This window comes from Pseudomonas sp. 13B_2.1_Bac1 (genome assembly GCF_025466155.1).
GTDB lineage: Bacteria > Pseudomonadota > Gammaproteobacteria > Pseudomonadales > Pseudomonadaceae > Aquipseudomonas > Aquipseudomonas aylmerensis.
The window spans coordinates 25,760-44,214 of sequence record NZ_JANLOH010000113.1 but is presented as its reverse complement, the minus strand read 5'-3'; the positions used below and the strand labels follow the sequence as shown (position 1 = coordinate 44,214).

15 protein-coding genes are annotated in these 18,455 nt (G+C 63.3%); 5 read left to right on the top strand and 10 right to left on the bottom strand.

Annotation, left to right across the window (positions count from 1 at the left end; genetic code table 11):
• The first annotated feature begins 101 nt into the window (after positions 1 to 101).
• Both NTD80_RS29035 and NTD80_RS29030 read left to right on the top strand, forming a co-directional pair.
• A complete protein-coding gene (locus tag NTD80_RS29035; RefSeq protein ID WP_262135725.1) occupies positions 102 to 626 on the top strand; it encodes a GNAT family N-acetyltransferase in 525 nt (174 codons plus the stop codon).
• 144 nt (positions 627 to 770) lie between these two features.
• The gene (locus NTD80_RS29030; protein WP_262135724.1) at positions 771 to 2,174 is read left to right on the top strand and encodes an MFS transporter; all 1,404 of its coding nucleotides are present in this window, start codon (positions 771 to 773) and stop codon (positions 2,172 to 2,174) included.
• 42 nt (positions 2,175 to 2,216) lie between these two features.
• Here the strand turns inward: NTD80_RS29030 and NTD80_RS29025 are convergent, their stop codons facing one another.
• From NTD80_RS29025 to NTD80_RS29010, 4 genes are all read right to left on the bottom strand, one after another.
• Positions 2,217 to 3,137: a bifunctional helix-turn-helix transcriptional regulator/GNAT family N-acetyltransferase gene (locus NTD80_RS29025; protein WP_262135723.1), complete on the bottom strand. Its 921-nt coding sequence runs from the start codon at positions 3,135 to 3,137 to the stop codon at positions 2,217 to 2,219.
• Positions 3,138 to 3,206: 69 nt separating this feature from the next.
• Positions 3,207 to 4,499, bottom strand: coding sequence for a PQQ-dependent sugar dehydrogenase (locus NTD80_RS29020; protein ID WP_262135722.1), 1,293 nt, complete (start codon positions 4,497 to 4,499; stop codon positions 3,207 to 3,209).
• A complete protein-coding gene (locus tag NTD80_RS29015; protein WP_262135721.1) occupies positions 4,496 to 4,918 on the bottom strand; it encodes a DUF2231 domain-containing protein in 423 nt (140 codons plus the stop codon). The genes NTD80_RS29020 and NTD80_RS29015 overlap by 4 nt, the downstream gene beginning before the upstream one ends.
• 90 nt (positions 4,919 to 5,008) lie before the next feature.
• Positions 5,009 to 5,332: a hypothetical protein gene (locus tag NTD80_RS29010; RefSeq protein WP_262135720.1), complete on the bottom strand. Its 324-nt coding sequence runs from the start codon at positions 5,330 to 5,332 to the stop codon at positions 5,009 to 5,011.
• A 262-nt stretch (positions 5,333 to 5,594) separates the two neighbouring features.
• Here NTD80_RS29010 and NTD80_RS29005 point away from each other — a divergent pair, with 262 nt between their 5' ends.
• The gene (locus NTD80_RS29005) at positions 5,595 to 6,074 is read left to right on the top strand and encodes an AAA family ATPase (RefSeq protein ID WP_262135719.1); all 480 of its coding nucleotides are present in this window, start codon (positions 5,595 to 5,597) and stop codon (positions 6,072 to 6,074) included.
• On the top strand, positions 6,071 to 6,865 hold the full coding sequence (locus NTD80_RS29000) for a nucleotidyltransferase domain-containing protein (protein WP_262135718.1): 795 nt from the start codon (positions 6,071 to 6,073) through the stop codon (positions 6,863 to 6,865). The genes NTD80_RS29005 and NTD80_RS29000 overlap by 4 nt, the downstream gene beginning before the upstream one ends.
• 1,177 nt (positions 6,866 to 8,042) lie before the next feature.
• On the opposite strand, the gene NTD80_RS28995 is transcribed toward NTD80_RS29000, so the two are convergent.
• The 6 genes from NTD80_RS28995 to NTD80_RS28970 form a co-directional block, all read right to left on the bottom strand.
• On the bottom strand, positions 8,043 to 9,125 hold the full coding sequence (locus NTD80_RS28995) for an LLM class flavin-dependent oxidoreductase (protein WP_262135717.1): 1,083 nt from the start codon (positions 9,123 to 9,125) through the stop codon (positions 8,043 to 8,045).
• Positions 9,126 to 9,144: 19 nt separating this feature from the next.
• Positions 9,145 to 11,706 carry a TonB-dependent receptor plug domain-containing protein gene (locus NTD80_RS28990; protein WP_262135716.1) on the bottom strand — a complete coding sequence of 854 codons (2,562 nt, stop codon included), beginning with the start codon at positions 11,704 to 11,706 and terminating at the stop codon, positions 9,145 to 9,147.
• Positions 11,707 to 11,858: 152 nt separating this feature from the next.
• The gene (locus NTD80_RS28985) at positions 11,859 to 13,415 is read right to left on the bottom strand and encodes an ABC transporter substrate-binding protein (protein ID WP_262135715.1); all 1,557 of its coding nucleotides are present in this window, start codon (positions 13,413 to 13,415) and stop codon (positions 11,859 to 11,861) included.
• Between the two features lie 4 nt (positions 13,416 to 13,419).
• A complete protein-coding gene (locus NTD80_RS28980; RefSeq protein WP_065901242.1) occupies positions 13,420 to 14,625 on the bottom strand; it encodes an LLM class flavin-dependent oxidoreductase in 1,206 nt (401 codons plus the stop codon).
• 13 nt (positions 14,626 to 14,638) lie between these two features.
• The gene (locus tag NTD80_RS28975; protein WP_065901243.1) at positions 14,639 to 15,865 is read right to left on the bottom strand and encodes an alpha/beta hydrolase; all 1,227 of its coding nucleotides are present in this window, start codon (positions 15,863 to 15,865) and stop codon (positions 14,639 to 14,641) included.
• Positions 15,866 to 15,879: 14 nt separating this feature from the next.
• Entirely contained in the window at positions 15,880 to 16,947 is a 1,068-nt protein-coding gene (locus NTD80_RS28970; RefSeq protein ID WP_120448470.1) for an ABC transporter substrate-binding protein, read from the bottom strand.
• 401 nt (positions 16,948 to 17,348) lie between these two features.
• Between NTD80_RS28970 and NTD80_RS28965 the strand changes: the two genes are divergently transcribed.
• Positions 17,349 to 18,425 carry a sigma-54 interaction domain-containing protein gene (locus tag NTD80_RS28965; protein WP_065901248.1) on the top strand — a complete coding sequence of 359 codons (1,077 nt, stop codon included), beginning with the start codon at positions 17,349 to 17,351 and terminating at the stop codon, positions 18,423 to 18,425.
• Positions 18,426 to 18,455 lie beyond the last annotated feature (30 nt).

Sequence of the window (18,455 nt, the reverse complement as noted above, 5' to 3'; positions counted from 1 at the left end):
CCTGCTCAACATAAGCCTGCTCAGCATAAGTCAGCTCACCACAGGCCGGTGCGCCGCAAACAGCCACACTACTATCTACAAACAGAAACGAGAGCTAGCCGATGACCACCCCACGCCTTACCTACCGCCAGCCCCAGCCCACGGATGTGGCGCGATTGTTCGCGATCTTCGGTGACCCGCAAACCAACCTCTTCAATCCCGCCGGCCCGATGCAAGACCTGGCAGCGGCCCAGCGCCTGCTCGATCACTGGCTGCAGCAATGGGCGGCGCATGGCTATGGCTGGTGGGCGATTGCTCGGCGCGAAGCGCCGGCGCACATCATCGGGTTCGGCGGTATTGCGCCGCTGAACTACCTCACGCAGCCGCGCATCAACCTGGGTTATCGCTTTGCCGTGGAGGCCTGGGGGCAGGGCTACGCCACTGAAGTTGCGCGTGATGCGCTGAGGCTGGCGTTCGACACCCTGGGGCTACCCGCCGTGTTCGGTTTGGTGCGGCCGGACCATGCCGCTTCGATTCGCGTGCTGGAGAAAGTCGGCATGCAGCCGTTCGGTAAACTCGATGACGTACCGGGCCAAGCCCCGAGCTTGGTCATGTGCGTGCGTCATCCTACAACTTGTCGCGCCTGACAGTTTTTACACCGGCGTGATACCCCACTAAAACCGCAATCTTTCAGATTGACAGCCGTCAGGCAGCCCGCTATAAAAGTCACAGTTGTACGACGACATATGACGTTACATATGTCCTGACTAACAAAAATAAAAAGTGATGCCATGAACTTGAATGAGCCCATCAACGCCCACCGCGTTGGCCAGGCGGTAGGCAACTATCGCTGGACCATCTGCGCGATGTTGTTTTTCGCGACCACCGTCAACTACCTCGACCGCCAGGTGCTCAGCCTGCTGGCGCCGCAGTTGTCGACGCAATTTGGCTGGAGCAACACCGACTACGCCAACATTGCTGCTGTGTTCCAGTTCGTCTACGCGATTTCGATGCTGTTCGCCGGGCGCTTCGTCGACAAGATCGGCACCAAGGCCGCGTATGTCGTGGCGATTGGCATCTGGTCCACCGGCGCAATCATGCACGCGTTCGCGGTGCCGATGGGCGACGGCATCGCGGCGGTCAGCGGGGCGATCGGGCTGGCGGTGATTCCGGTGTCGATTGCCGGCTTCATGCTCTCCCGCGCGGTACTGGCGATTGGCGAGGCGGGTAACTTCCCGATCGCGATCAAGGCCACTGCCGAGTACTTCCCGAAGAAAGAACGCTCGCTGGCCACCGGTATCTTCAACTCCGGAGCCAACGTAGGCGCGATCCTGGCCCCCATCTGCGTGCCATTGATTGCCGGCCTGTGGGGCTGGGAAGCCGCCTTCATGGTGATCGGCATGTTGGGCTTCGTGTGGGTGGCGGTGTGGTCGGCGCTGTACGAAAAACCCGACCAGCAAAAACGCCTGTCCGCTGAAGAACTGGCGTATATCCGCAGCGACCAGACCGTGCAGCCGTTCACGGCGGCGCCGGCCGGCACGCCGGAGAAAAAAGTCTCGTGGTTCAAATTGCTCACCTACCGCCAGACCTGGGCCTTCGCCTTCGGCAAGTTCATGACTGACGGCGTGTGGTGGTTCTTCCTGTTCTGGCTGCCCACCTACCTGTCCGCGCAATACGGCATGAAAGGCGCCGACATCGTCATGCCCCTGGCGGTGCTGTACAGCATGACCATGGTCGGCAGCATCGGCGGCGGCTGGTTCCCCAGCTACTTCATGGCGCGCGGCGACGCACCGTACGACGGTCGCATGAAAGCCATGCTGGTGATCGCGCTGTTCCCGCTGGTGGTATTGCTGGCGCAGCCGCTGGGCTACATCAGCTTCTGGGTGCCGGTGTTGCTGATCGGGGTGGGGGCGTCGGCGCATCAGGCGTGGTCGTGCAATATCTTCACCACCGTGTCCGACATGTTCCCGCAGAAAACCGTGGCCTCGGTGGTCGGCATCGGCGGCATGGCCGGCGGTATCGGCGGGGTGGTGATGACCAAGATCGGCGGCTGGGTATTTGATTACTACAAGTCGATCAACGATATCCATACCGGCTACATGATCATGTTCGCGATCTGTGCGCTGGCCTACCTGGTCGCGTGGAGCGTGATGAAAACGCTGGTGCCGCGCCACAAGGAAATCACTGATTTGTAACGCCTGGCCTCCCGCGCCGAGTACAGCGCGGGAGGTATTTTTCTACAGGGCGCGTGCCCACGTCTCACTGACCAGGGGCTTGCCGAAACTGACGGTGGGTTCCTCCTCGGTCAGTTCGAAGCCCGCCTTCTGATACAGCTTGCGCGCGTCGGTGAGGATGTTCACCGTCCACAGCAGCATGCTTGTATAGCCAGCCTGCCGGGCAAAACGCAGGCATTCATCCACCAGCCGCTGGCCAATGCCCATGCCTCGGGCGCTGGCGTCGACATACAGCATGCGCAACTTGGCGGTGGTGGCGTCATGGCGCACCACAAACACCGAACCCACCACCTCGCCATCCTTTTCCGCAATCCAGCAGCGCTCGCACGTTGGGTCAAACTCGCGCAGGTACTTGGCGACAATCTCCGCCACCAGCGCTTCGAACTCCCAGTTCCAGCCATATTCACGCGCGTACAAGGCCGATTGCTGTTGCACCACCAGGCCCATGTCGCCAGGTTGCGGGTCGCGCAGCAGGTAGGTCGGCGCAGTGCCTTGCAGCAGGGCCTGGATGCGTTGCATCGCGCCGGTGAGTTGGCGTTGCTGGGCGTCGGGCAGGGCATCGAGCAGGGCGATGACTTCGTTCTGCGTCTGCTGCTCCAGCGGGGCCAGTACGGCGCGGCCCAGATCACTGAGGTGCAACAGCACCGCACGTGCGTCGGTGGGCGAGCGGACTTTCTGGATCAGGCGGTTTTTTTCCAGGCCGCTGGTCAGCCGGCTCAAGTAACCCGCGTCGAGGCTGAGCATCTGGCACAGGTCGGCGCTGGTCAGGTCGCCTCGCGATGACAACTCGTACATCACACGGATTTCGGTCAGGGAGAAATCGCTCTGCAGCAGGTGTTCCTGCAGCACGCCGATCTGGTGGGTATAGAAGCGGTTGAAGCCGCGCACGATGCCGGCGCGTTCGACAAGCTGGGGAGTAGACATGGCGGATGCTCGAATGGTTGCCTGAAGCAATTATATTGTTGCTTCAGGCAACCAAGTCAAACATTTTACTCAGCGGTTACGCGTCACCCGCCAAACGGTGTTGGCCAGGTCGTCGGCGATGATCAACGCACCTTTGGGGTCCACCGTCACGCCCACCGGGCGCCCGCGGGTCTTGCCGTCGTCGCCGCGAAAGCCGGTGGCGAAGTCGATCGGCTCGCCAGAGGGCTTGCCATTGCTGAACGGCACGAAGATCACTTTGTAGCCCACAGGGTTGTCGCGGTTCCAACTGCCGTGTTCGCCGACAAACACACCGTCGGCGAATTTCTCGCCCAGGGCCGGGATGGAGAAGTCCACGCCGAGTGCCGCCACGTGGGAGCCCAGGCTGTAGTCCGGCTTGATCGCGGCGGCGACTTTGGCCGGGTTCTGTGGTTGGGCGCGCGGGTCGACGTTCTGGCCCCAGTAGCTGTAGGGCCAGCCGTAGAAGGCCCCTTCACGCACCGAGGTCAGGTAGTCGGGCACGAGGTCCGGACCCAGCTCGTCGCGTTCGTTGACCACCGTCCACAGTTGCCCGGAATCGGGCTGGATGGTCAACGCCGTCGGGTTGCGCAAGCCGGTGGCGTAGGGCTTGTGGGCGCCGGTTTGCGCGTCGATCTGCCAGACCATGGCCCGGTCGATTTCGACTTCCATGCCGCGTTCGGTGATGTTGCTGTTCGAGCCGATGCCCACGTAGAGCTGGCGGCCATCGGCGCTCACGGCCAGGGATTTGGTCCAGTGGTGGTTGATCTGCGCCGGCAGGTCGGTGACCTTGATCGGCGGCCCGCTGGCTTTGGTCTGGCCGTCGACGTAATCGAAGCGCACCAGCGCGTCCTGGTTGGCGACGTAGAGCTTGCCGTCGGCAAACGCCAGGCCGTAGGGCGCGTTGAGGTTGTCGGCGAACACGGTCTTCAGTTCGTAGGTGCCATCACCGTCGGCATCTCGCAGCAGGGTCAAGCGATTGCCGCCCTTGACCTTGGTGTTGCCCTGGGCCTTGATCACGCTGGCGATCACGTCCTTGGGCTTGAGCTTGGCCGCGCTGCCGCCACGGCCTTCGGCGATGAGGATGTCGCCGTTGGGCAGCACCAGGGTCTGGCGCGGGATGGCCAGGTCTGTGGCAATGGCGGTGACGCTGTAGCCCTCGGGGACCTGGGGTTTCTGCTCGCCCCATGGCGTCGGTTCGGCGATCTTCATACTCGGCAGCAGGCTGCTTTGCTGCTCCGGCAACTTCGGATCGGGGCCGCGGGCCTGGGTCTTGTCACCTTCGCCACCGCAGGCGCTCAGCAGCAGCGCTGCACTCAATACGGTCAGGGTGCTGGACGTTTTCATTGGGCATCTCCCGAGCGCAGGTTGGTCAGGCCGGTCCACGTCGCCGCCACCGCCAGCAGCGTGACGATCGCCGACAGCACCAGGCCCGTGGGCATCATGGCGTAGGCGTCCTTGGCATGCTGGAAGGCGTTGACCAGCCCCACTATCCAGGCCGCGAGCAACAGCAGGAAGTACACGGTCGGACGCCCAGCCTTGGGCCGGGCGCGCAGCAGATTGACCAGTGCGAACAGCAGTGCAAAACCGCTGAACACCAACGCGCCGGCGATCAGCCAGGAAGCGAAGTTGGCCCATTGAATCTGGTAGGTCTGCCCGTAGGCAATGTCACTGAGCAAGGCCCCGAGAAACAGCGGCACACTGCCGGCGAGCAACGTCGCATGCAGCGGCCCTGGGGTATAGCGGTAGGTGGGGAGGGTGGTCATGGGGGTGGCGGCTCCTTATCGTTCTGCGCCCATGGGCTCAGGGGCGCGATGACTTCGCATAGGAAAGGAACGTGCCGTTTGTAAGAAAGTTCAGTGGGGTTTCGTGTCGAGATGTTTTTCGAACCAGGCGGCATAGGGCGTGTTGGCAACCTGGCACCGATTGAAATCCGGACGGCCATCGGTCCACCACACGGGACCGCGCTCGCCGAGGGCGACCTTGGCGCGCTGCACCTGTTGGCGTGCTGCCTTGAGTTGTTGGGGATCGCCGCTGGCCTTGGCCGCCTTGACCGCGCGACGGGCGTCCATCAAGTCATTGACCCAGCGTTGTCGCGTGGCGTCATCCAGCGCCGGGTCCGTGCATCGCCAGAGTTGGCCCTTGACCACAAAGTAGCGCCCATCCGGCGTGCTAATCATGGTGCCAGCGCAGCACCCGCAGTACGCCCCACATCATTGAAATCACAATCGCCATCCAACCGGCAAACAGGCTGAAGAGTGTCATTGCAAGGTTCATAACCACCTCCATTGCGTTGTCGTCTCGCTGTCGTCCTTATAGGTGACCGCCCTGCAAACGCAGGAATTCAACTTAATTGATCGAGCGTGCATCGCTGTGCTTCGACACACGGGGCAAAAATGTGGCAGCGTTGGCGTCCTCGATTCAGACAATGGAGCTGTGCCCATGCCTACCCTGCACCTGCTGTGCGGCAAGATCGCCGCCGGTAAGTCGACACTGGCCAAGACCCTGGCGGCCGAGCACGCGGCCATCCTGCTCAGCGAAGATGCCTGGCTCGCCCGCTTATACCCGGGTGAAGTGCTGTCGATCGCCGACTACCTGCGCTGCGCCCAGCGGATTCAAGGAGTTTTGGGGCCGCTGGTGGTTGACCTGCTGGGAGCAGGCGTCAATGTGGTACTGGATTTTCCCGCCAACACCCTCGCCAATCGGGCAGCGCTGCTGGGGTTGGCGCAGGCCGCCGGGGCGCCGCACTGCCTGCATTACCTGGAACTGGATGACGCCACCTGCCGCGCGCGGCTGCATGCACGCAATGCGCGTGGCGAACATGACTTCGCCGCCACCGATGCCGAGTTTGAGCTGATCACCCGCCATTTCTGTGTGCCGAGTGCGGAAGAAGGGCTGGTGATTGAGGTGCATCGTCCGTGAGTACCGTACATTCCACCGGCCTTGATGCCGAGGGCTTTATCCTGACGGTAGGCCAGGTGCCCGTGCAGCCGGCGTTCCAGGCATTGCTGGCGGATGTGTGCAGCTCGTTGTCGCTGCCGGTGTTGGGGCTGGACGGTATTTACCTGTATGGCAGCGTCGCGCGCGGAGAGGCCACGCCGGGTGTCAGCGACCTGGACCTGACGCTGGTGCTGCGCGAGCCGCCGACTGCGCAGAGCGTGGAGCAACTGGAGGTGCTGCGCCTTGCGCTGGAGCGGCGGCATCCCGAGGTCATCAAGATAGATTTCGATATCGGCAGCCGTGCGCAGGTGTTGTCGGCTGAACACCGCAACAGTTGGGGTTTCTGGCTCAAGCATCACTGCCGCTGCCTGTGGGGTGACGACCTGTCGCTGCAGTTCGAGCGGTTTCGGCCCTGCCGTGAGATTGCGTCAGCGGTGAATGCGGACTTCGCCGAGGTGCTGGGTGCCTACCTCAGCCGCATCGCACAGGCCGGCACCGAGCAGGAGCGCCTTCGTTTGCAGCGCGAGGCGTCGCGCAAGTTGATCAGGTCGACGCATGTCTTGAGTGCTGAGTCGGCAGTGACATGGCCGCAGACGCTGGAAGAATATGTGGCGTTGTTCGTCCAACGGTACCCGGCCAGGGTCACTCATGTGGCGTTCTTTCTGTTTGAAGCCAGGAACCCGAGTGCGGCGGGCGACCAGTTCTGTACCCGGCTGCAGGCGTTCCTGGACTGGATGGTGACTCATCCTCCGGTGGGAGCCGTCGAGCTTTAGCGAGGCCGCGAAAGCGGTGGGTCATATACAGAAGGGTTGCCAGTGCCGCCGCCTTCGCAGCCTCGCTGGGGCTCGACAACTCCCACAGTTGGGCGGTGTCGTGGCTGAAACCTCAACCACATGGCGAACCCCGTGGCGGCTCAAATCCCAGCCACAGAGCGAATCCCGTGGTGGCTCCAATTCCAGCCACTCAGCACACCTCCCTGTGGGAGCCGTCGAGCTTTAGCGAGGCCGCGAAAGCGGTGGGTCAGACACAGAAGGGCTGTCAGTGCCGCCGCCTTCGCAGCCTCGCTGGGGCTCGACAGCTCCTACAGTTGGGCGGTGTCGTGGCTGAAACTTCAACCACATAGCGAACCCCGGTGCTTGCTCCAATCCCAGCCACACAGCGAATCCCGTGGTGGCTTCAATTCCAGCCACTCAGCACACCTCCCTGTGGGAGCCGTCGAGCTTTAGCGAGGCCGCGAAAGCGGTGGGTCAGACACTGAAGGGGTGCCAGTGCCGCCGCCTTCGCAGCCTCGCTGGGGCTCGACAACTCCCACAGTTGGGCGGTGTCGTGGCTGAAATTCCAACCGCATAGCGAAACCCAATGCTTGCTCAAATCCCAGCCACACAGCGAATCCCGTGGTGGCTCCAATTCCAGCCACTCAGCACACCTCCTTGTGGGAGCCGTCGAGCTTTAGCGAGGCCGCGAAGGCGGTGGGTCAGACACTGAAGGGTTGTCAGTGCCGCCGCCTTCGCAGCCTCGCTGGGGCTCGGCAGCTCCCACAGTTGGGCGGTGTCGTGGCTGAAACTTCAACCACATAGCGAAACCCGGTGCTTGCTCAAATCCCAGCCACAGAGCGAATCCCGTGGTGGCTCCAATGCCAGCCACTCAGCACACCTCCCTGTGGGGCAAGGTGCTGCTCAAATCCCCTTCATACAACAGACCCTTGTGGGGGTTGGTGACTGCTGAATATAGCGAACCACTGTGCTGGCTTGCTGCAGAAAATCCCACCCACACAGGCGCTCTCCTGTGGGAGCCGTCGAGCTTTGGCGAGGCCGCGAAGGCGGTGGGTCAGGCACAGAAGGGCTGTCAGTGCCGCCGCCTTCGCAGCCTCGCTGGGGCTCGACAGTTGCTCCTACAGTTGGGCAGTGTCGTGGCTGAAATTCCAACCACATACAGCTCCCCCCAAGGGTCCTAGTTCAATCCTTTCCTGCGCTGCGCTTCCTCCCGCACCGCCGGAATGATCCACCGCCCGTAATCCACAGTGTCATACAGCGGGTCGTAGCCTCGGTTGAGGAAGGTCGTCACGCCCAAGTCGACGTAGTCCAGCAACGCCTGGGCCACGGTTTCCGGGGGCCCGACCAGTGCTGTGGTGTCGCCGTAGGCGCCGACGGCCGTGGCGGTGGGCATCCACAGCGCACGGTCGTGGCGGTCGCCCAGGGCGGCGGCGGCCAGCAGGCGTTCCGAGCCGGTGCCCTTGATGCGTTTCTGCCACGGGCTGCCAGCCGCAAATTGCGGGTTGGCCTTGATCTGCTGCAGGATCTGCTCGGCGCGTTGCCAGGCCAGTTCCTCCGTGGCCCCGAGGATCAAGCGCACCGACAGACTCACCCGCGGCGCGGCAACCCCGGCCGCCGATGCCGCCGCCTTGAGCTTGGCAATCTGCTCTGCCACGCCACTCAACGGCTCGCCCCACAGCGCATACAAATCCGCATGCTTGACCGCGATCTGATAGGCGATGTCCGAAGACCCGCCGAACGAAATCGGGATGTGTGGCTGCTGCAGCGGCTTGACCGGTGAAAACGCGCCCTTGATGTTGAAGTATTGGCCCTCGAAATCGAACGGCTCTTGGGCGGTCCAGGTGCGCCGTACGATCTCCAGGTATTCATCGGTGCGTTTGTAGCGCTCGGTCTTGTCCAGCAGGAAGTCGCCTTCCTGCGGCTCGGCGGTGATGCCGGTAATCGCGTGCAGGCGGATGCGTCCGCCGCCGGTGGTGTGGTCCAGCGTGGCAAAAGCGCGTGCGGCAACCGTCGGCGCGGTGAGGCCTGGGCGGTGGGCGATCATGAAACCCAGGCGTTCGGTGTGGGCCGCCGCATAGGCGGCGATCTGCAGGCTGTCGGCGCTGCCGGGACCGCTGGCGATCAGTACGCGGTCAAAGCCCGCGTGCTCGTGGGCGCGCGCGTGGTGGCGGATGAAGTCGAGGTCGAAATCCGGGCTGCGAACGCCACGGGTTTCGGACCATTGGCGCGGGAAAATCATGCCGACAAATTCAATGGACATGGAAGGCTCCGGTGTTGGATCAGAATTGATAGTCGACCTGGGCCAGCAAGGTGCGGCCAGGCATGGGTTGTAAAAAGGTGTTGGTGGAACCGGCCAGGCCGCTGACGAAGTTCAGCTCGTTGGTCAGGTTCAATACGCGCAACGTGGTGCTCCACTGCGGCTGGCGGTAGTACAGGGCGAGGTCGAGGTTGTATTCGTCGGGGATCTTTACCGTCTTGCTCAGGTTCAGGTACCAGCTGCTGGTCCACCAGCCGGAGAGTTCGGCACCGAAGCCCGAATCGAAGCGATAGTCCACGTAGCCACTGGCGGTGTACTCGGGAATCTGCACCGCGTCGTAGCGCCCGGATGGCCGCTGGTTGAGGCTGTTGTTATCGCCAAACACCGTGCCGTTGTCGGCAATGAACCCGGCGGAGGCGAAGCCGGCCTGAGAGGTGAACTCGTTGTAGGCACTCAGCTTGGACAGGTTCAGGCCGCTGCGCAGGTGGTCATCGGGTTGATAGCGCACGGTGGCTTCCACGCCCTTGATCTGCAGGCGCGCGATGTTGTTATTGCTGTCGGGGGACTGGTCACGCGCCTGCTTGAACGCGGCCAGGGTCATGAACAGCTGGTTGGGCAGCGCCTCGACCTTCACCCCGACTTCATGCAGCACGCTCAGGCTCTGGAACGCCAGTGGGTTGAGCTGGTTGGCACCGGTGCCGCTGCCCCAGCCCAGGCCGTTGGAGAAGAACCCGGTGTTGACCGCCAGCGAGCGATCGAAGGTGTAGTACAGCGTGGTGTTCTCGGTCGGTTTCACATAGGGGCTGACCTGGAAGGCGAAGAGCCGATAATTGTCGCTGTCCTTGCGCTTGTTACCGCCTGCGAGCACGAACGGGTTGTCGATCTCGGCGTCGATCCAGCTGCGGCTGGCACCGATATTCAGGCCCAAATAATCGCCGAACTTGAGGTTGTGCTGGCTGAACAGGGTCTGGGTGGACCAGGTGCTTTCAGCGGTGTAGGGCGCCACGGATTCCGCATACAGCCCGTGCCCGGCGGGGTACATCGCTGCCAGGTTGAGCCAGCCGTAATAGTTGGAGTACTGCGGCACGCCGGGCTGGCCGATCCACGCGCCATTGCCGCCGGCCGGGTTGCTGGCGTCGAGGCCGAGCAGGTCGCCGGGGTTCTTGCCCGAGGGATTTTGCGTCAAGTCATAAGCGTTGATGGTCGAGCCGAAGCTGTTGTTGGCGGCAATCGACTGGTTGAATTCGCGGCGGTAGATCAGGCCGGTATTGCTCTCGTCGCGCAGGGTCCAGCCACCGAGTTGGGCTTCGTTGCGCGAGCGGAATTCGAAACGGTTGTCTAAAATGTTGTCTTTGGACTGCACCTGGAACGCGCCGACGGCATCGGTGATGTCCCTGGAGCGCTGGTAGAACGTGCTGTTGGCCACAGTGATGGTCGGCGACAGGTCAGCCTCGATACGCAATTGCGTGGTAAAGCGCCGCGAACTGCTTTCGTCTTCCTTGCGTTGCCCGACCTGGGACGACAGCGACTGCTCGCCATTGCCGGTCAGCGTCGGGTCATACACCCAGCCGCGCAGGCTGCCGGGGCTGGCCTGGGTGTTGGGCGAGGCGGTCTGGAAGCTGCCGTCGACCACGCTGTATTGGCCCTGGGCATTGCGCTGGCGCTGCACCCAGCCAACGGTCGGTGCGTCGGCGGCGCCGGAGGCGAGCACGGGTGACCACAGGGTATTGCCGTTCTGGAAAATCGGCGTGGCCCGGCCGGCGTAGTACTTGCCGTGATCCACCAGGTCCTGGGTCGCACGGTTCCAGCCGTGGGTGATGTTGTAGTCGTAGTAGTTGTCGTAGCTGGCGTTCCAGTCCACGCGCACGTTGTCGTTGCGCCAGGCCAGCGCGCCGTAGAATGCGTCGAAGTTGTTGTCGACGTTGTCGTAGAAATCCTGCTGGCGCTGCTTGGTGATGCTCACGCGGTACGCCAGGTTGTCACTCAGCGGGCCGGTGTTGTCGATGCTGAACTTGTTGGAACTGCGCGAGGTGCCGTCCGGAACCCACGAACCCAGTTCGCCACTGAGCTTGGTCTTGAACTCGGCGAAGTTGGGCTTTTTGCTCAGGTAGTTGACATAGCCGCCGCTGCCGGACACCGACCCGTAGGTGACCGAGGACGGGCCGGCGACGATATCCGCGCTTTCATAGGCATTGAAGTTTGCCGGATGACGCACGCCATAGGCGCGCTGGCCATCCTGGAAGATTTCCGAGCCCTGGGCCCGGAACTGCGGGGCGATCCCGGCGTTCTGGCCGCCGCCGCGAGTAATCCCGGGCGCGTATTTGACCAGGTCGTCGGCACTGTGGATCGAGCCGTTGGCCAATTGCTCGGCATTCACCTGCACCACCGAGCGCGGAGTGTCGAGCACGCTGGCTTCGATGCCGCCGTACACCGAAGTCGGTGGGCGAGTGGGCAGGGCGTCGTCATCCGACTCGCTGCTACTGGCCTGCACCGTCACGGTCTGCAGTTGAGTATCAGCGGCAAAGACCTGCAGCGGCAGGCTTGCGGCCAGCAGCAGGGGTAAACGCAAGGCGATAGCGTGCATGGCAGAAATGCCTCCTGTCGAAAATTGGATCAATGCGGTGTGCCCTTGCAGGCGCCCGGCTTGCCGGCGATGAGGGCTTCGCGCCTGGCTTCGGCCTGACGCACGTCATCGCCGGCAAGCCGGCGCCTGCAGGGATGGGCGGTATCAGTGATTCAGGCGGTGTCTTTGAGCCAGAGCTTCTCGAAGCGCCAGGTGCTGAACAGTGACTCTTCCGATTGCGCACCACCGACGCGGGTGGACACGCTGTCGAGCAGGTCGGCGTAGCCCCAGATCAACATGCCGCCGCGCTCGTACTGGATTTGCTGCACCTGATGCACCAGGGCCTTGCGTTTTTCCAGGTCGGGTTGGGCCATGGCGGCGAGGAACAGTTCGCTGAAATGCGGGTCGTTGAAGTGGGTCTTGTTCGACACCGCGAACGGCGCATCCGTGTGAATCGCACTGGCCAGGAACGGCGCGCCGATGCTGCCGCCGGTGCTCAGGGTCCAGTCGTTTTTCAGCGGGCCCTGGAACGTCGCCAGGTCCACCTGCTTGACCTTGAGCGTCACGCCGATGCGCTTGGCTTGTTCGGCCAGCACCAGCGCCGAACTCAAGCCGGGACCCGGGGTGGTGATCAGCTCCACCTCGAGGTTTTCCTGGCCGGCGTCCTTGAGCAATTGCACCGCGCGTTGCGGGTCGTGGGCGCGCGGGCCGAGGTTGTGGTTGAAGGTCGGGTCGCTGGGCGCATACAAATCGTTGGCCACGCGGCCCTGGCCGTTGAGCGCACGGCGCACCAGTTCTTCACGGTCGGCCATCAGGCGAAACGCCTCGCGCACGCGCGGGTCGTTGAACGGCGATTTGTCCAGGTTCATGTCGAAGGACAGCCAGTTGCCGGTCACCGATTTGATCACCTGCAGGCGCGGGTCCTTTTGCAGGATCGGCAGTTGCTCGGTGGGCATTACGTTGGCCATGTCGATCTGCCCGGCGCGCAGGGCCGCGAGGCGTGAGACCTGGTCCTTGAAGTCGATGATTTCCAGTTCGTCGGCGTAGGGCTTGCCGTCCTTGTAGTAGTTGTCGAAACGGGTGAACAGCGAGCGCTGGCCGGGGGTAAAGCTTTTCAGTTTGTAGGGGCCGGCGCCCACCGGGTTGGTCACCGGGTGATAGTCCACGGGCACGATGCCGCCAAAGTTGACCCAGGTTTCCGCCAGCGGCATGTAGCTGCGTCCGTCACGAAAGCCCAGGCGCACGGTGCGATTGTCGAGCTTGACCAGGTTGTCACGGTCCACCCAGTGCAACAGCGCCGCGTACGGCGAGGCGAGTTGCGGATCGGTCAGGCGCCGGATCGAGAAGATCAGGTCATCGGCATCGATGGTCTTGCCGTTGTGAAACTCCAGGCCCGGACGCAGGCGCAGGGTCCAGGCGCTGGCGTCGGCATTCGGCTCGGCGAATTCGGCCAGCGCCAGGCGCGGCTGCATCTGCTCGTCCCATTCCCATAGCTTGCTGTACAGCGCGAAGCCGCGGACGATGCCGCTGCCAATCGGCTTGTGCGCGTCGAGGTTGCCACTCTGGTTGCCGTCGAGAATCCCCAGGCGCAGGCGTCCGCCGTAGCGTGGCTGGTCGTTGCCGGCGACCGCGCCGGGTGTATCGCTGGGGCCGCAGCCCGCCAGCAGCAGGCCGCCGCCGACGGTTGCGCTGTAGCCGAGAAAGTCCCGGCGGCTGAACAGTAAGGTCATGGCGTCAGGCCCCGCCATTGGCCGAGTGCAGTTCGCGCACCGGCTCCTGTGTGCGGCTCAGTTCGACCCGCTCGCTGCGAAAGTGCGGGAGGATATGCTCGCCGAGGCGATAGGCTTCTTCCAGGTGCGGGTAGCCGGCGAGGAAGAACAGGTCGATGCCGATGCTGTTGTACTCGCGAATCCGCGCCACCACGTTCTCGTAGCTGCCGACCAGCGCGCAGCCCGGCGGAATGCCGATATAACCGAAGCCGGTCCACACATTGGGGTGAATGAAGAAGTCGTCGAAGCCCTGCGCTTCGTTCTTCTCGGCAAAGCCATGCTCATAGCTCAGTTTGCGCGCGGTGCGCAGCCCGGCATGCGCGGCCACGGCCTTGACCGCGCCACGGGCGATGCCTTCGTCGAAGAAGCGCTTGGCCTCGGTGCGGGCCAGGTCTTCGGTCTCGCGCGTGATCACGTCGATCGACAGGCCGAAGCGAATGTCGGTGCGTCCCCACTTGAGGGCGCGCTGGCGCAGGTCGGCGATCAGCGCGGCGATTTCATCCGGGTGCTCGGCGCGCATCAGGTAGAAGTCGGCGTGCTTGGCAGCGAACTCGCGGGCGGCAATCGACGAGCCGGCGGTGCAGATCAGCGGCAACTGGGCCTTCTTCAGCGGCCCGCGCAGGCCACCGCCATCGGCTTTGTAGAATTTGCCGTCGTAGTGGAAGGTCTCGTTGTGCCAATAGCCCTTGACCACGTCCATGAACTCGGTGGCACGCGCGTAGCGTTCATCGTGGTCGCTGTAGTCGCCGACCTGGCGCTGGATCGCGTCCGAGCCGCCGTTGATGATGTTCCAGACCAGCCGGTTGCCGGTGGCGCGCTGGTAGGTGGCCGCCTGCTGCACGGCCACCCACGGGGTGTAGTGGTAGGGCTGGAACGCCGTGACGAACTGCAAGGTGCGGGTCTCGCGGGCGAGCAGCGAGCAGACCGTCCAGGGTTCTTCACCTGTCGGCGCGTTGACCATCAGCGCGCCGCCGAACTGGTTGATCTCGGCCGCCTTGGCGATCTGCCCCAGGTAGTCGATATAGGTGAAGTGGTCGCCCACGCTGAACCCGGACACTGCGCCGGTGCTGTTGGCGCCGCCGCGATGCCAGTCGCCACGGTTGCGTGGATCTCCGGGCAGGAACTGGGTTTCGCCGTGCAGCGGCAGGCGGGTGAAGAATTCGATGCTCATGCAAGCCTCCTGCTTATTGCGCGCTCGGGGCGCACACCGGGGTAATCGGCTGGTCGTTGATGACCTTGTGGGCAAACGGGATCGAGTCCTTGAGCGACGCATTGACCGTGGCGCTGTGGCCCAGGCCCTTGTACAGGTGGCCCTCGACGATGGAGCCGGCGTTGCAGGCGTCCTGCATCAGCTTGACCTGGGTGGCGGCAGCGGGGGTGGTGTCTTCGGCGCCGGTGCCGATGAAGATCGGCTTGGAGGTCTTCAGGGTCGGGTAGGCAATTTGCGCGAGCCACGGCGCGAGTTGCTTGCCCTTGTAGTCTTTCTTGGTGTTGGCAATGCTCAAGCCGAGGCCTTCGACGTCGCCTTCCAGGGCAAACAGGCAACTGGTGCGCGCCTGTTCGAACAGCGGCAGGGCCTTGTCGGTGTAGAAGTCGGCCGGGTTGATGCTCGGGTCGTATTGCTGGGCCGCCAGCAAGGTGTAGAAACCGTAGGCCAGGGTCGGGTCGACTTTGTTGCGCACTTCTTCACTGGGGTTCTTCGCGTAGTCGAGGGTGTAGATCACGCCGGTGCCCACGCTGCCCTTGACGCCCAGGTTCGGCGCATAGGTGGCGGCATAGGCTGCGGCCGCAAAGGCCCCGGCACCGCCCTGGGACTGGCCGACGATCAAGACTTTATCCGCCAGCCCCGGCACATCGGCGACCACCGCCTTGGCGGCGTCGAGAATGCCGTAGGCCGCCATGCGGCTGTTGAGCAATGGATGGCCGCCGGGCACACCGAGGCCTTGATAGTCGGTGGCGACCACGGCAAACCCTTCTTCCAGCCAGCGGTTGAGGTAGGTCACATCGCGGTAGGAGCGACCTTGCCAGGACGGCGCGCACACGTCCGCCACGCCTACGGTGCCGTGGCCCCAGCTGACCACGGGCCAGCCGCCGGCCGGTGCCTTGCCCTTGGGCAGGAACAGCGCACCGGAGACCACGATCGGCGTCTTGTTATCGATGCCATCGGTGGAGGTGTACAGAATGCGTTGGGCACTGGCGGCGTTTGCCAGGCTCAGGGTCTTGTCCAGCGGTTCGCTGCGCAGCAGTTTGCCGGGGGTGGCCGGAATGACTTTTTCCCAGGTGTAGAACGCCGAGACGCGGCCATCGCCTTGCAGCGGGTCGGGCTTGGGGGCGTGCACGTCGGCGGCGAAGGCGCTCATGGACAAGGCCAGTACGCTGAGACCGAAGGCGAAGGAGTGCGGCAGTTTCATCAGTCATTTCCCTATCAAGGATTAGTGCTGACCTGGCCACGCAGGGCCGGCCAGTAGTCGGTGAGTTTCAGGTCGATCAGGGCCTGGTTGGTGAAGCCGGTGGCCAGTGACGGGCCGATGTCGTAGGTATCGCGAATCAGGTGGTTGGCCAGTGCGTAGGCGGTCAGCGCCTGGTAGTGGGCCTTGAGTTGCGCGTCGCTTTTCGGTGCCCAGCGGTCTTTCCAGGCCACCGGGTCGTTCTGGTCGTCGCGGCGCAGCACGCTCTCGGCGGTGCCGGCGCGCGAAGACAGCTGGTAATAGGCGTCCTGGTTCTGCGGTTGGGAAATCCACCACGCCGCCTTGACCCACGCGGTGGCGAGCAGTTGGGTGATGTCCGGGTTCTGCTGCACAAACGCGTCGGTGCCCCACAGGTCCGAGACCAGGCGCCAGTCGTTGCTGCCTTGCTTGGTCGACCAGATGATCTTGCCCACGCCTTTGTCTTCCAGGGCGTAGGCTTCGCTGAGCAGCACGGCCGCATCGACCTTGCCGGCCGAGACCGCTGCGGCGCCGACCTGCGGGTTGAGGTTGGCGATCTTGAAGTCGTCGAGTTTCAGGCCCTTGCTGGCCAGGAAGTTGCTGAAGGCGAACTCCCAGGGACGGCCACGGTGCAGCGCCAGGCGCTTGCCCTTGAGGTCTTCGATGGTCTTGGCGCTGGAGCCTTCGGGCACCACCAGGTAGATGTTGTTGCCGCTGCCCCCGGGCACGATCAGCTTGCCCGGCACACCGCCGGCACCGGCGATGACGGAGGGCAGGTCGCCGCGCACGGCGAAGTCCAGGCTGTTGTTGCTGAAGCCCTCGTTGATCTGTGGGCCGGCGCCGGCGTGGGGCAGGGCGATCCATTCCAGCTTGACCCCGCGCTCGCGCAGTTGCGCTTCAAGCCAGCCCTCCTCGATCACGCGCCCGGCGATGCCACCAAACACCGGTTTACCGCCTTGGGTGTAGGCGACGATGGCGATTTTCACCGAGGTCGGAGCGGCGTGGACGGTGCTGATTGCAAGTACCCCGAACAGCGCCGCGATGGTCTTGCGCCAGAGGTTTTTCATGGGCGTTCTCCCTACCTGAATTGACAACCCCGGTAAGAGCCGGCTGGCCGGCGATGCGGCTCTTGAGCCTTGCAGCGCCTGAAAAGACGCTATCGCCAGCACGTCGGCTCCTGCACGGAGATCGTGTTGGGAGGGAGAGAGCAGATTGCATGCCAGTCAGCGAAAAAAGCGCTATAGCCCGCGTGCTGCAAGGCCTGCAGCGTTTCGTCTAAGGGTGGCTCGAAAGGCTTGTTGCTGATGGGCGAACATGCAAGTGCTGGCCGGTTGCTGCTCCAGCAGCAGTGCCAGGGGTCACTGTTGGTATATTCGATAAGGGAATATATAAATATTAATTAATAATTAAATGGTCTAGAAAACTTCATGCACTATTGAGCACGCGCTTTTACTGCCAGGAATGCACCATGTCGCTGATCACCCATCCCAACGCCCGTGAATTGACCAAGTCGGTGCGTGCCACCGTGCTGGTCTTCAAGGACCCGCGCTCGCAGGAACTGCTGGCGCGTATCGAGCGCCTCGCGCCCAGCGAGGCCAACACCTTGATCATTGGCGAGACGGGCACCGGCAAGGAATTGGTCGCGCGGCACATTCACAATTTGAGTCGACGCGGACGCGAGCCCTTTGTCGCGGTGAACTGCGGTGCCTTCGCCGAAACCCTGGTGGAGAGCGAACTGTTCGGCCATGAAAAGGGCGCGTTCACCGGCGCCACCACGCACAAGGCTGGCTGGTTTGAGGCGGCGAACGGCGGCACATTGTTCCTCGATGAAATCGGCGACCTGCCACTGAACATGCAGGTGAAATTGCTGCGCGTATTGCAGGAGCGCGAGGTGGTGCGCCTGGGGTCGCGAACGCCCATCCCGATCAACGTGCGGCTGGTGGCGGCGACCAACGTCAACCTCGCAGATGCGGTGGTGGCGGGGCATTTTCGTGAGGATTTATTCTACCGTCTGCACGTCGCGACGATCCGCCTGCCACCGCTGCGCGAACGCCCCGGTGACATCCTGCCGCTGGCCGAATTCTTCCTTGAAGAGCACTGCCAGCGCCTGGGCTACAACCGCGCCAGCCTGAGCCTGGAGGCCGAGCGCAAAATGCTCGAACACAGCTGGCCGGGGAATATCCGCGAGCTGGAAAACGCCATTCACCACGCCTTGCTGGTGTGCCGCAACCAGCGTGTGCAACCGGCCGATCTGCACCTGGTTGACATGCGTTCGTCGGGCATTCGCCAGGACGAAGCCAACCATGCGCCGCCGGCCATCAGCGGCCCCGTCGACCTGGAAAGTGCACTCAACGCGCTATTCGAGCAGAACATTCCAGACCTCTACGAACACATCGAAGAGACGATCTTTCGCGCGGCGTATCGCTACTGCCACGGCAACCAGTTGCAGACCGGGCGTTTGCTCAACATCAGCCGCAATATCGTGCGCGCGCGGCTGGAGAAGATCGGCGAACTGGGCAAGCCTGCGCTGCTCGACGGCCAGTAAACCGGGTGTTAGCGTTTCGAGCTTCTCTGA